Origin of the sequence: Enterocloster citroniae, from assembly GCF_040545455.1 — a bacterium.
In the GTDB taxonomy this organism is placed as follows: domain Bacteria; phylum Bacillota; class Clostridia; order Lachnospirales; family Lachnospiraceae; genus Enterocloster; species Enterocloster citroniae.
On record NZ_JBEPLZ010000026.1, the window covers coordinates 16,120 to 30,879 of the forward strand.

The window sequence follows — 14,760 nt, forward strand, 5'->3', positions numbered from 1 at the left end:
AAATCCGGATTATGTAACGTCTCCCATAGTGCTAAAAATTCAATGATGTAACGGCTTCGCATTCAGTTATGGATTGTGGCGGCCGAATCTTCACCTATTTATTTTGCAATATCAGTTAAAGAAATATAGTCATTATAACTTCCATTCGACACAACGAAAATTTGCATTCCCTGGATATTAATTTACTTTTAAGACCTTTTACTACTTTGTTCTCAACCTCAACCACTTTCCTCATTATATCAAATTTTGTGTAAAATGTCTTGCTCTTAACACCTATTTAAAAATATATTCGACATTTTATAATACTAACTCTAATCATATTCAAACATAATTTCCCAGATTTTGTTGTCACAATCTCCGTCTCGGTTCCGAATACCGCCTCGTCCTGGCTGTCCATCCATTTCACACGATAGGCCAGGTAGTTCAGTTCCTCCAATCTTTTTTCTGACACTGGGACCTCATACAGGTACTGGCGCAGATTTGGAATGGATGATTCTACATAGGTGGTAGCTGTTTCCAACGGAACTGTATCCGTTCCATTCAGAAGAGAATAGGCTTCTCTCATTTCTTCGATTGTAGCCGGCAGACTGATACCTACACCAGGGCTCACTGTCCGGCTCAAATAAATCTTAAACATCTAAATTCCCCTCTCTGTCCTTTCACATATAGCCGTTTCTATTTTTGATACTCTAGAACAAAGTGCCTTCGGCACTCTCAACTCCCCTGCCCCTCACTCATGAGGGGTTTTAGGGGATTTCCTTTTTTGCTGCTTTATTGTAAAATGTTCTTATGCATAAGAACATCCTCCAAACTATTTTTTCTGACCACTTTGAATATATCCAATATGTTATTCGACCTGATAAAAATGTTTTGGATAACATCAACCGGATGATCCTCTGCCATGATCCTTCTTATGGCGGAGCTTTCTTTGGCTGTCCTCATTGTGGTAACCTTAAATTTGTTCCCTTTTCCTGTAAAAGCCGGTTCTGTCCCTCATGCGGCAACGTCTATAACCAGAAACGTGCTTTTCGTATGTCTTGTAAACTCGTTTCCTGTATCCACAGACACTGTGTCTTTACCATTCCTGAGGAACTGCGCATCTTCTTTCTTAAGGACCACTCACTCCTTAACTGCCTGTTCCATTCTGTCAGGGATGTCGTCCTACGCATGTTCTTCAAGATGAATAAGTCCGAACTCTTTACTCCTGGTTTTATCTGCGTCCTTCATACCTTCGGTAGAGATTTAAAGTGGAATCCTCACATCCATGCCCTGATTTCGGAAGGCGGTGCTGGCAACATTACTCCCTGGCGACCCAATCCCCATTTTGATTATGATTTCCTGCGCCTGGCTTTTCGGAAAGTCCTTTTGGATCAGCTCTCTCTTAAACTGGGACCGCCTTTTAAGAAGCTTAAAAATCAAATCTACAAAGACCATCCCGAAGGCTTTTATGTGAGAGCCAAACCTAATTTGTGTTCTCCTGATATCACCATTAAATACATCAGCAGATACCTTGGACGGCCTGTCATTGCCACTTCCAGGATGGATGCCTATGACGGGGATTCTGTGACGTTCCATTATCAGCGACATGAGGACCATAAAACGATCACAGAATGCATCCCCGCCATTGACTTTATCAAACGCCTGATCCCGCATATCCCTGACAAGCATTTTAAAATGGTCCGCTACTACGGCATTTATGCAAAGCACCACAAACAGGAAAAAAATCTCCGGAAATGTTTATCCAAGCAGAAGCAGCATTATCTTTCTAAGCTCCTAGATTGGCGGAATTTGATTCTTCTGACCTTTGGCTATGATCCGCTCAGATGCCCGGAGTGTGGCACTTCTATGTTGGTTTTAGAAGTTTACCACAAAAAAACTGCACTATTTGAACGCTATCGAAAGGTTATGGGATATGGATAGTTCCATATGCCCTATTCTTTCTCTACCGTCAGATAGTGCAGCCTAAACCAAAAACAAAAAATACATAGACAACGTCATGGCGAAGTCACACCTTCGCTCTTTTGCTATGCCTTTTTTATTTCCAATCTATTATACACCATCTTCGCTGATTTGAGAAGTTTCCTATAAAGTTAAAAGAGGCCCGCCATTTTTATCTGGCTGACCTGAAATTTTACCTCATATCCTCTTTTCCCCATCTCACATCTATGAAAAGGCCAAAAAATCGGGGTCAAAATCGGCCATTTTTTGCCCGATTTTTTTCTCGATTTTTCGCCAAAACCACTATATCTTGTGGTTAAATCCCTCTATTTCCCTTCCGAACCACAATTCCGCATCATTATTAACTCTTTATATCTTTCATAATGTCATTTATAGGTATAAAACCGTGGTTATTAGTTGTATCAGTTTCACAATAAGACACAACACCACACCTTATCATTCCAATCACCTTATGCTCTTCGTTTAATACAACACCCCCACTTGCGCCATGCACAATTCTGCCACTTACTGTTATTAACTTTTGTCCCATAAAAGTTCGCTCTCCAGTAACATATACAGTTTGAACATCTGGTGTATTTCCTAAATTATAATCGGGATAGCCAATCATAATAATTTTACTACCTATTTTTATATCATCCGAATCCCCCAACTCCCATGGAATTAAATCTTCTCTACCAAACCCATTATAACAAGCATAATCTATATTCTCATTTCTTTTTAGGAACTTAATATCATTAGATATAATGCCTATTTGGTCTTCTTTAAAAGTTGTTACCTTATAGAAGCCTTCTTTTTTTGTTACATGGTGATTAGTAAGAAGTAAGTCCGGATCAAGCAAAAAACCACTGCCTTGTATGTAATCATCAAGAGCATTAATTTCAATTATGAATACAGATTTTTCTATCTGCTTTATAAAATCCAAGTATTCATCTACACGAAAGAATATTTTGCCCGAAACTCGATTCAACTCAGAAGCATATTTAAGATAGGTAGGATTATTATCTCCCCTAATACTTTTTATATATTCAATTTTCCCTTTTAATACTTGTAAAAACCAATTAATAATCTCATCTTCTTTTTCACTCTTTCCTGAATTGACCGCTTCAATAATTTTAGGATTTTTGCATTTTCCTTTCTCAACATATAGCTTCGCAGACTCTAAAAGACCTTTAACTTTACAGCTATATAATAATGCCCTAATTTCCTTTATATAATCTCGTCTCAAATTAACAAATTGATTAACAACTAAACCGGTTACTATCTGTCTCTGTCGATAATCAGATATTCTAACCTTATTGTAATTTATCAAAAAATTATTTTTTTTAATAAGTTCTTCCAAGACAGTGCCCACATGAACCCCATTAAAATCCACATAAGCAATTTCCACTGGAAAATCAGCTTTATATGTTGAAAATGTAATATCGTCTGCATATCTACTATATTGCAAATTATATTTCTTTGCCAGCTTAGTCAATTGAGTATCTAACGGTGCACATACCATATTTGTTAAAATTGGTGATGTAGGGGCTCCTTGAGGAAGTTTTCCTTTATAACAAGCAATTTGCGAAATAACTAAGGCAGCTTCTTCACCCAAATTATATGGCGGCTTCATTAGCATACCTCTGACTCTACCAAAATGAATTTGGTCAAAGAAATTTTCCAAATCAATGTTGAAAACATACTTCTTTTTTACATGTCCTTTGGCATTAGTCGCCACATTTTTGTCCAAAACAAATCCATGAGCTGCTGGCTTCGTTTTATATACCATATTCAATATAACTGCTAATTTCCTTTGAATAGCTTTGAGTTTATCATTTGGCGCACAAATAACTCTTTCCCCGCCATTCTTTTTTGAGATTGAAAACTCGACATACATATTATCTGGTTTTATGCTATATAAAAAATATCTTAAACTTTTTTCTTTTATACCCAATATGTCAGCCACATCTTCGCGGCTTTTCATATTAAAGAATTTTTCTCTTACCATATTAGGTTCTTCAAGCATAACTTCCTCCAAATAAAATAGGAGAATTCTACCTTATCCATGCCCACATTGTGATTATTATAATTCACATATAGTAAAGTGAGATAGTCAGAGGGATATCCCCCTAACATTATAGTACATCGTTGCAGTAACACTAACGAATATAAATTCTCCTATGTAATAACTATATCATAATTTTTTGAAATATCAAATACTAACTATAATCTCTACATGAAATTCCTATAATCATATACCACACCTTCATACTGCGATAATAGCCAGCCAACTCTTGCTATAGCATTGGATGACTGAATTGTACATGGTAACTTTGAATACAATCCAAAACTATTCCAATTCATTTTTGATAACCCCAATATTTCTGTTGCTATTTGAGCCAGATCACCATTACCATAATGTTTAACAATTTTTAAAGGAGCCGGTATACTTTTTCCACCTTGAATATATCGCAGGTTAGCGTTTTTTACCGAAGGGGCTATTCCATGAGTATAGAGATATGCCGTATTTTCATTAATAGCAAAACACACGCCTCTTCTTACTGGGTACCCATCAATTTGTAATCTTCTATCATATTCAAAACATCGAAATCTATCTTCAAGAGTTATCTCTATTAAATCAATGTCTTTAACCCCAGCACTTCCTAAACATTTTGTTAATCCATCAATCTCTTGTTTCTGGAATGGGAACCTTTTATGTATAACCACTCTTTGAGGAAGCGTTTTAAATGAATCAAAAAATAGTTCTTTAATATTTAAGCCCAACTGATAAGCTTCATTTTCTGATAAATATGGATTATTTTTTGAATCAAATGTTACATCCTTAATTTTTGATAATTTATATCGGAGCCCTTGGCCGTCTGCTCCATAAATATGACTACACCCTATAAGTGTTTGGTTATCCGTTTTAATATGATCAACACTGTAACCTATTCCCGCGAACGCGGTGTCAGTTCTTAAGCCACTTAAAATCCAAGGTGTTCTTCCAGCTTTTACATAAATTGCAAGAGATAAAGCCCAGGCAATTTGACAATCCAACTCACTATCAATTGTTTTTTCTCTAATAAACTGTGTCGAGATATGTCTTTGAACAGAAAAAGCTTTTACATAATCATGCAAATCATAATGAATATTTCCATCATTAAAAAAAGTAAATAACTCATACTCTTTGGGAATATAAATAATAATAACATCTACACTATCACGTGATTTTAGATATTCAATCTTCTTCTTAATCTGATCACCAAAATTCAAGCATGACTGATATAAGTTGGCTTTATTTAGCATTTTATCATCTAATAGAGCCCATTCCGCAATTAGCGGAACACTGAGTCCAACCCCATAGACGGACTGAAATCCAGGATAATCAATAACGTAATCAACATTATAATTAACTTTGTGTTTTTTATTAAGTCGATCCAAAAAATCCTCTAATTTTTTTTCGGATCCTACTGGGCTTATCACTCCTAAAGATATGTTTGATTTAAACAATCTATTATTCATATAGAAATCATACGGTTTATTATTAATCAACCCTCGCATAGGATGAAAATCTGTATGCATCGCATTCTGGGCAGGATTATAAAATTTTAATTCTGTATCTGCAAGTTCTGCGCCTCCAATGCATATTCTTTTTTTCATATCATCATCAGGATTGTGTAATGCCTGTCTTGATCTCAACCCAACAAGTAGACTTTTATTGACAATTGTAAACTCGAACCCTGATTCAGAATTACATGGATACATTGAAATAATCGATTTACCATCTGGAAAAATTATATTTATCCAATGTTTAATATAAGCCGCATAATTCTTATTCGCTTGCATTTTACATATTTGTTCCATAAATCTATCCGAAAATTCTTTATTTTCTTCCTTGCTAACATTATTTCGATCTTTATAATAAAAAGCAGGCGTTAGTGTCAAATATGAGTACTTCCAATCCATGAATAATGAAAACCGTATGCCCTGATATGCTTCAATATTTTTTCCGTTTATAGTGTAGTTTATTTTTTTTGACTCTCTCCATATTTTGTTTCTATTATATTTACAATTGCTATGCTTTCCAATAACAATAAGCAATGTTTTTAAAAGCATACTTTTTAAAGTGCCATTGTCAAAAAAAATTTTTCTTGTCAATGGTACTAGTTCTATCGTTCCATTAACGTTAGGGCCACACATGTTACTAATCGAATTTCGATTTCCCCAAGCATAAATCATTCCATTATAAGGTACTGCAACTATGTTATAATCAATCAGCTGCTTGCAATAATCCCATAGGTTCATAACTGAACTGTTTTTCACCTCAAATTGGTAACATTTATCTGGAAATTTAATTGGATAAACATTTGTATCTACAATTTTGTTTACACCCTCCTTATACGGTGAAAACGTTGTTGTTCTACACTCATACCCAGCACCCAGATCAGCTTTTAATTTTTCAACTTCTTCTTGTAGTTCCTTGTCTTCAAAACACATATGCGCAATATTAAGCATTGTTTTATCAAAACCATCTGTAGGTATATAAAACGCCTCTCGCCCATACAAATTGAGTTTCTCAATCAGAACTCTCACTTCTGGTGCAATATTCCTACCATATCCACACCAATAAAGCCTTCCAGCACCACTTCTACAAAAGCTACGCTCTATTGCTTGCATTAGTGATTTATCTCTTCCGCTATACCCCATTACAACAAAATAACGTTTTGATGCTTCAAATGATAAGGCATTAACAAAAATATCACTCTGGCTATCTAATTCCTCTTTACTGTTTTTTAGAGGACCATATTTGTAATCGCCATGTAGAGCAATACATAGCAACTCCTTATTAGCATCAGTACGATATATCCTGTCTTGTGATTCCAACGTAACCTCAATAGGAACTAGTTGATATTTATGCGCAGCTTTAATAATTAAGCCATCAAAATTGGTAGTCCAAACACTTTTAATTATCTCTCGCTCTGCTAACAAACATAATATATGATATCCCAAACTTGGCGTCTTTCCTGTTATGTTTCGTTCAAAATATTTTCTTCTATCGTCTGGAATTCTAAATGCTTTCTCAATATAATAAGAGTATTCAATATCTTCGCCTTCTTTAGGATATGTACCCTGATTATCTAACCAATTTTGGATTGACCGTTTTATATTTTGTGATTTGATATTATTATGCATTTCTGCCAATGTAGGATTTTGAGAAATGAATATATCTCTTTTCCATTCCCAAATACATTCGCTAGCACAAGGTATCCCTGATTCAACTGATGCACCAGCACCCAACAAAAATGAATACTTTGTATCTATATTTTGTTTAATAGAACGAATAAATTCATCAAACTCTAAAATATAGTCCATATATCTCTGTTCCTTCTCTCTCAAAAAATTATAAATAATATTTCACATTATGATACTATTATATAACTAACAATCTTCACATTATCTTTAATTATTAATATTAGTAGATGACACATTTACCAACCATAAATACTGCTCTGTTTTTTCTTGATTATCATCTTATCTTCATCTGACCGTGAATGGTCCCTTTTCCCCAAATACTCATCTTCCCTAGCGACAATTGGATCATACCAATCAGCCTTCTTCTTCGCCCATTCAATCCATTCAAAATCAGCTTCGGTCAGCTCTCCTTTATTCAGTATTGCAGTTATGTAATTTCTAATCTCACAAGTAATCCGATAATCTTTTGCTATATTCTCCAGTGCCTGCGTTTTTACCGCTTCCTGCTGCCGTCTTTCTTTCACTTCCTCTTCACGGAGTTTCGCCTCCAAATATAAACGATGCTGCTCTTCTCTCTTTTCCCGTTCGATTCTGTGTACATTGGAAATTTCATAAAGACGAATTATTATTTCATCCAAGTGCTCCTCTAATTTTAACTCTACACTATCTTTAATATACGAGCTGTCGTCAAACACAATACGAAGCTTACCATTGTATACATTATCGTATTTTTTTATTTTAGGTTCGCTTGCATATCTTTTATATCGTTTGGCCTCTTTATACTCCAGTAATTCTTTTGCCTCCTGCTTTGTTATTTCATGGGGTACCTTATCCTGGGCCTCTGCAAACTTAAAATGCACAACATCTTGTCGTATCTTTACAGACAAGTCTTGCTGCACCTCTCCTCCCAGTTTTTCTACTGTTTTAAATATGACATCCATAATTAAAATAGCCCGGCTTAATCCATCCTCAGAAACATCATTTATAAATCGAGGTGGCTCAACTGTTTTTCCTCTATCATAATAATTTCGATTCCTTGCTGAGAAATTATGTTCCTTGAGATAATCCTTATACTCTTTTATTGCTCTCTTATATACAACTAAATTCTTATGTAGGTGAGCATTTTGTTTAATTTCCAAACTATTGATTGCTTCAATTACCTTCGCTTTTTCATCAGTCGTTAAAAAGTATAAAACCGTATCCGGTATATCTAAATTTGTAGAAAATGGTATCACAGTTGGCGCTTCCTCTTTAAGCCTCTCCATCGCTTCTATACATCTCTCTTCTGGCTGTACTGCTTTTTCAACTTTTTCTTCCTCTACAAAGCTTTTCTTCCGTTTTCTGGTTACTACAGCACCTGCCAGCGTCAACTCTACAGACACATCTACATCACCTGATAAAGGTACTAAATCTGTTGATACATCCTTTCCAAAATCCACTCTTGTCCAATATCCAGAAGGAGGATATGGGACGTTCGCCTGTTTTAAACTGCTAATTAACCGTCCATAGTGTAGATTATATTTTTGGGCAACCTTTACAAGTGACTGTTTCCAAACTTCATCATAAAGCTGTTGCCTCGTTAAGGAAATCACTTCCTTACCTTTCATGCCAACTCCTCCCCCCTTCGTATTTTTTCTCTTCATCTTTATACTTGGACAGCGAAAACGCGTACTCAAACAGCTCTATTTCTTCGGTTCTGCGTCTTCGCTTAATATAAAAAGCAGGTCTTGTTTCATTTCTTCAAACTTTTCAATTATTGTGGTCAGGTTCTTTTCGATATTCTGAACCTGGATTTCATTTATTTTTCCATGATTATATGCAATTAACCGTTCAGCAATAATATGATATGACCAACTTTCTGAGTATCTTCTGTCACGCTCCTCATTATGAATGGCAAAACCAATTGGCAAAACACCATTTCTCATACCAATGCTTACTGCCATTGATGATATCCCCAAATATTCACCAGCAATCTTGCAAGTTATTTTCGATATACCACGTATCTCATCATCCGTATATTTCGCCATAGTTTACTCCTTCCATCCACCTTTTTAATAGCAATAAATATTGATTTAAAACACTTACACCATTGCAAAGCTATACATACATAATTATATTCTGATAGTACCATTTCAACTTAAAGCCTACCATCAGATTCAATATAATCTTTTATTCATTTTAACAACCTGTTCTTGTAGCATTCGCAAATGTCCTTTGACTACCATTAGGAACATATATCTACATATATCATTTATATATCAGGGGCTACTCCAAAGCAAATTGCTAAGCAAAATTAAAGGTGTACAAAGGATTTGTAAATGTCAAATAGAAATAAGCAAATCTCCTTCGAGGACAGTAAGCTACCAAACAACGCCTTCATAAATATAGGGTGAGTAGCCCAGTAAACTACTCTTTTTTAACCTACTAGATTTGCATATAATCCACTTAACTATATTAAGGTTATTATAACATGGAATGGATTATTTTCCCACAAAGCTTTATAAATTCATATCATCTCATTATAAACCCATTCTCCTCCTACTGGTTGGAGTTCATACTCAGTGCTTTGGCTGCGTTTGACGAGCATATGAAAGCTGGACGTTTTTGTTATGATACTGCTGTCTGTTTCGATTCTCCGTAGACCATCAGGAATTCTTTCTCACCTATCTCTTTTTCCGTCATGCTCTGTTGAACCTTAAAACCCTCTGCTCGATAAAATGATACTGCTCCAGTGTTTCTTTCGTATACATGCAGGGACAGATATTTCTTCAACCTTACTGTCTAGCTGGTGTCAATTCCCATGCCCCAAGGTTGACTGCTGCAACTCCTGTTATCTCATTCTATGTTTCATTTACATTTTTCCATTCCGTAATATCAAACAAACTCATCTGACCCTTGATGGTCTCCTCCTCCATCCACCACGAAAAAACATCCTCCGCCGTCTTCCACTTTGTCTTGCCCCCGCCAGCATGAATTACATCAAGCATTTTTCCAAAGGATCTTATATATGCCCGCTGGTAGGTCGGGAATAGCCGAAACTCTGTCCAACGGTTCTTCCCTGCCATAGGGCATCCCAAACAGCCGACTCGGTAGAATCCCATATCATAAAGCGGATTAATCTCCAGACGCTCGCTGCGTATATATTCCCACACATCTGAGTCCCGCCAGTCCACAATCGGGTTGCAGGTTCTTTTCCCTTTTAATGTGCAGTTCTCAAACAGCATCCGTTGCTCATCATTGTCATTATTCAGGATAATCTTCTTACTGGGATCCGAGACAAAGTTCTCAAAAACTCCCCGGCTAGTCTTCCTCTTCGCACTCTCCGCCCATCGCACACCGGTAGTAATAAAGCGATCCTGGCAGGAGTTCTCTTTACAAATTTGGCAGCAATATCTCTGCAGCCTTGTCGGTGGGAATTTTTTCATAGGGATCAGAGACCACATGGTAACTCTCTGGCCTTTGTAAATCGGATAATTCACACAGCAGGTAATCCCCTCCAGTTCCAACTTGCGAAAAATATCTCTCACATAGTAAATGGTCTGAGGTTCATCTGCTGTAGTCAGGTTGTGATGAATCTCAAATGGTATCCTGGCACGTCTGACAATTTCCCTACATACTGCGCTGTCTTTCCCTCCACTGTCTGTTACAACCAAGGGGCGTCCGTATAGTCTTAAGGACATCTCGGACGCCATCTTCACCCTTTCTATCGCTTTCTGTTCTAAATCCATTCAAAAAAGAGTCAGATATCTTTTCCCGGCCGGAACTCTGCCTCCTTCTTTTTGTCTCTCTTGCAAAAGAAAAAAGACACTGATTTTCATCAGTCTCTCCCTGTCATAACAATCTGCTCTTTTCTATTTACACAGTGAACACCATCACCTCCTTTACAGCAAAGCCCCACCATATTCCTGGATTTACATATTAATTTGCGGTCCCTGAGTTATTTCTGCCTCCTGAAACAGTCCGACATATTGACTAATCTCATCCGCCAATATCTGGTAATCCTTCTGGTTCGGCTTATAGACATACCACTCCTTCTCCTTGTTTTCCCAAATATGCGGGATAATCCCTTCCTTGAAATTGGGATTGCTGACCGCCTTCCTGCCCCAAATATCCCGGAATTTCAACGCATTGGTATCAATCATTCCCTCTTTTCGGTTAAACATTGTCATAACGATTCCGTCATATGTTGTAGTAGAGGATCTGGAAAACTCCAGACGCATACGAACTTCCTCATTTACTCTCACATAGCCACAGCTTCCGATATATGTTGCATCTTCGCTGTATCGGGTCACACCAAGCACCTTTTTTAACTCCATTCGTAAAAAATTCACCATTTAACCTCCTCTGTCCCTTTTTACAATTTAATCCGCGGCCCCTGTAAGGTTTCTAGCTCTTGAACCAAGTCTGCATATTTATCAACCACCTCCGCCATTTTTTCTTAATCGTTTTTTTCGAACAAATAAAATAAAGGCTATTACGATAAACAACGTTTACTAACCAACGCCCTATCATAACAGCCTTCTAGCTTGTAATTAACAAAAATGACCAGTCAAGTCCAATTTTATCGGTCATTTTTATTATGTATTATGATGCTTAATTACTCCTTAAATTTATGCAAGCTTGTATCTCTTATTTAATTATTTCTTTCGTATCTGTAATTCACCCCAGCCTTTTCCGCTTGGTGCATCTGGTCTTTCCGCTCAATATGATAGATACGGTTTCCTTTTTTGAATTTAGCACCTGTCTGTTTGAACCAGAAAGGAATATCATACTCCACACACTGCTGCATGATTTCTAAGATCCATGCGTAATCACAAATCCTGGCCTCTGGGCCAGACTCCCCGCCACAAGTAACTTGTTCAATTAATCCGGTTGCCAGATACCTACGAATCTCAATCCATTCCAGCATTGGTTCATGAATAATCGTCCGGTGTCTGATTGGTAAATTCAGAAAAATGGGGAGCCGATAGTCGGCCATATTCTGATTCTCACAGGTACAGCAGATTGTTACATTGTCATATCCTTCTCCCCAGTCTTTTGGAAGTCCAACCTGGAATCGATGGATTCGTTTTGTAATGATTACAAAATGCAGGTCATCCCTCTCCCGAATCATCTTCCATGCTTCAGGCCGCCATTCATCCGCTTCTTCTACAAAAAAGTCTGAGGTCATGCAAGTATACACGGCCCCCTCGTCCGGCTGTAATTTATATATACCTTTTCGATTCCGCTTTACCGGCAGAGCAAAGCTGGATGTCCTGGCTATGATGCTGCTGTCTTTTCCAAATTCGGCGTCTCTGCGGTACACATAGCAGTTCAGACACCCCGAACTTACTTTTCTACATCCGTGCCATGGATTCCAGGTTGCCATAATGCCACCTCCCGCATATTTAGAAGCCTTATGGTATGTTTCAAAAATGGTTGATCCGATAACATCTCCCTTTTCTATAACTGGAAGTTATAGAATTTCTTTTCATTATCTTCCTTTGCTTTTTTCTTTTCTTCTTTTTTTGCCTTATATTCAAAGTATATCCACATAATATCTTCCATTAATATTAGAAAAAGTCACTTTGGTAGGGAAAAGGTTCATTCCCCTGGCAGCCATTCCAACAACACTACAAACCCACTCACTTAGTTCATTTGGAAGTCGAAAGCACTCAGATTCTCCATCTTTTAGAATTGTTATTATTGGAGTGAATTTCTGATCCACCCCAACCGATAATACATCAAAAGTCTGAGAACCTTCATGCAACGGCAAAAGAAGTTGGTTCACCGAATCAAAATATACCTTCCCACCCCTTGAGTTCAAATATGATTCTTCATCAAAGGGAATTACAGGCTCAATGGGCAGTTTGCATCTTCTCCGCTCAAAATACCTTGCCAACTGCTCACAAGCAAACGCATTAAAGTATTCGCCCTGCATATCTATATCAGCCCGGATCTGTTCGACAGATTCAAAATGGTTCATAAAATTAAGCAAAGCATTGAATACAACCAAATTATCAGAATAAATGCCAGAGTACGATTTGTACCAAGCTGGTTGCCATTCGCAAATAAGACGATATAGCTTTTTGTAAAGCTCTAATTGAACTTCACTCAAGCAAAACCAACCTACGTCCAGAATCTTTTTGTTGGTGCTTTCATCAAGAGATTGGTATCGTAAGGAATCGCATAACCCCTTCAACAGCTTAGAAATTATTCCCGCCATCATATCTGCCATACGAAGACCTGAATGTTCCATAGAACCGGCTTCATCTGAATTATCCAGTCCTATTTCACGGGCAGACTTTAGAGTTTTGCTTTCTTCCTCCGCTTTACCTTCTTTATCAATAATAAGTGAATAGTTCTGTAAATTTTTCTCCTGTAGATACTTATAGACCCCATCAAAAGGCATATGATAATCCCAATCAAGCTCTGGAGCATCTGAAATTTCATCTAATACGAGTAAAATTTCTTGAAATGCCGTCGTCTCTGCTTGTTTCAATTCCAAATCGTTTTTATTAAATTCAATCCTATCTCGGAAAAACTTCTTTAGTTCCTCTAAAAAGTCTTTGGGTGATTCGTAGAGGCATTTAATGATTTCCCTCGGGTGATATATAACGAGAGCCTTTGTAATGGAATACTTCATAAAGTCTGCATCAAAGAGAAAACTGTTCTCGTACCCTTGAAAAACCTGCAACATAAGGTATTCGATCTTGCTGGAAACAGAAAAGTAAATATGAATTTCCTCGTCAAAAAGCGACAGAAAATCATTTATAAACTGAGCATTCTGCTTATTAAGGGAGGCAAAACCATACTTAAATTGTTTTTGCTGAAACATCGTACTTTTGATTTCACCATTACGATCTTTTCTATCTGCGTACTTAGCCTCAAAAGAAGCATGCCGTTGCAGAATATCATCCTTCTCGGCTGACCATCCTACAATCATGGTTACGAAATTATCATAATAATTAGAGGCACTTACTGTCTGATAGTTGATTTTTCGACTATGCTCAGACTCATCATAGTAGAAATTATATTTAGACATTTTGTAACTCCTCCTTCATAATAAATGACAATTTATAAGTAACTGCCCAAAAAGTTATTTCATCCACCTTATCAAGCTATGTTCCCTCATTTAATTCGCTGTCCTCATGAAACACCATCAGGTACTCCTGCTCCCCAGTTCCTTTCTCTGTCATGCTGTTTTCAACACGGAATCCTTCCGCCTGATAAAATGCCACAGCGCCTGTATTCTTCTCATATACATGCAATGACAGGCGCTTTTTCCTCTTTACCTCTGAAATCAGCTGATGGCCGATCCCCTGCCCCCGGTGTCCCTCCGCTACAAATATTCCGGCAATATACTCTGCGTCCATGCCAATGAAGCCTTGGACCTCCCCGTCTTCCTCAAACACATACACCTCTGCATTTGGCAGCACGGAGCGGACTGTCTCGAAATTCTGTCTCCAATACTCCTCTTTTATAAATGGATGAGCATTTAAGTTTCCCTCCAGCCAAATCTCCATAATCCTATCCAAATCCCGAAACTCAAATAACCGAATCATCTAATCTGACGCCTCCTCGTTCTAC

General features: G+C 37.3%; 11 protein-coding genes. 1 reads left to right on the forward strand and 10 read right to left on the reverse strand.

What is annotated here, in order from left to right:
- Positions 1-277 precede the first annotated feature (277 nt).
- Positions 278-637, reverse strand: coding sequence for a hypothetical protein (locus tag ABID13_RS23690; RefSeq protein ID WP_240305388.1), 360 nt, complete (start codon positions 635-637; stop codon positions 278-280).
- Between the two features lie 152 nt (positions 638-789).
- On the opposite strand from ABID13_RS23690, the gene ABID13_RS23700 reads away from it, so the two are divergent.
- A complete protein-coding gene (locus ABID13_RS23700) occupies positions 790-1,920 on the forward strand; it encodes an IS91 family transposase (RefSeq protein WP_082174016.1) in 1,131 nt (376 codons plus the stop codon).
- Positions 1,921-2,299: 379 nt separating this feature from the next.
- On the opposite strand, the gene ABID13_RS23705 is transcribed toward ABID13_RS23700, so the two are convergent.
- From ABID13_RS23705 to ABID13_RS23745, 9 genes are all read right to left on the reverse strand, one after another.
- The gene (locus ABID13_RS23705; RefSeq protein WP_048931268.1) at positions 2,300-3,964 is read right to left on the reverse strand and encodes a trypsin-like peptidase domain-containing protein; all 1,665 of its coding nucleotides are present in this window, start codon (positions 3,962-3,964) and stop codon (positions 2,300-2,302) included.
- A 206-nt stretch (positions 3,965-4,170) separates the two neighbouring features.
- Positions 4,171-7,311, reverse strand: coding sequence for an SIR2 family protein (locus ABID13_RS23710; RefSeq protein ID WP_048931269.1), 3,141 nt, complete (start codon positions 7,309-7,311; stop codon positions 4,171-4,173).
- Positions 7,312-7,427: 116 nt separating this feature from the next.
- Positions 7,428-8,798 carry a hypothetical protein gene (locus tag ABID13_RS23715; protein ID WP_048931270.1) on the reverse strand — a complete coding sequence of 457 codons (1,371 nt, stop codon included), beginning with the start codon at positions 8,796-8,798 and terminating at the stop codon, positions 7,428-7,430.
- A gap of 75 nt (positions 8,799-8,873) precedes the next feature.
- Complete coding sequence (locus ABID13_RS23720; protein WP_002566037.1) at positions 8,874-9,218, reverse strand: hypothetical protein; 345 nt, start codon at positions 9,216-9,218, stop codon at positions 8,874-8,876.
- A gap of 813 nt (positions 9,219-10,031) precedes the next feature.
- Positions 10,032-10,883, reverse strand: coding sequence for a phosphoadenosine phosphosulfate reductase domain-containing protein (locus ABID13_RS23725; protein WP_082174022.1), 852 nt, complete (start codon positions 10,881-10,883; stop codon positions 10,032-10,034).
- 219 nt (positions 10,884-11,102) lie between these two features.
- Complete coding sequence (locus tag ABID13_RS23730) at positions 11,103-11,525, reverse strand: hypothetical protein (RefSeq protein ID WP_048931272.1); 423 nt, start codon at positions 11,523-11,525, stop codon at positions 11,103-11,105.
- Positions 11,526-11,824: 299 nt separating this feature from the next.
- The gene (locus ABID13_RS23735; RefSeq protein WP_048931273.1) at positions 11,825-12,559 is read right to left on the reverse strand and encodes a DUF5131 family protein; all 735 of its coding nucleotides are present in this window, start codon (positions 12,557-12,559) and stop codon (positions 11,825-11,827) included.
- A 150-nt stretch (positions 12,560-12,709) separates the two neighbouring features.
- Positions 12,710-14,215 (reverse strand): hypothetical protein, encoded by a 1,506-nt coding sequence (locus ABID13_RS23740; protein ID WP_048931274.1) that lies wholly within the window; start codon positions 14,213-14,215, stop codon positions 12,710-12,712.
- Between the two features lie 76 nt (positions 14,216-14,291).
- Positions 14,292-14,735 carry an N-acetyltransferase gene (locus ABID13_RS23745; RefSeq protein WP_048931275.1) on the reverse strand — a complete coding sequence of 148 codons (444 nt, stop codon included), beginning with the start codon at positions 14,733-14,735 and terminating at the stop codon, positions 14,292-14,294.
- Positions 14,736-14,760 lie beyond the last annotated feature (25 nt).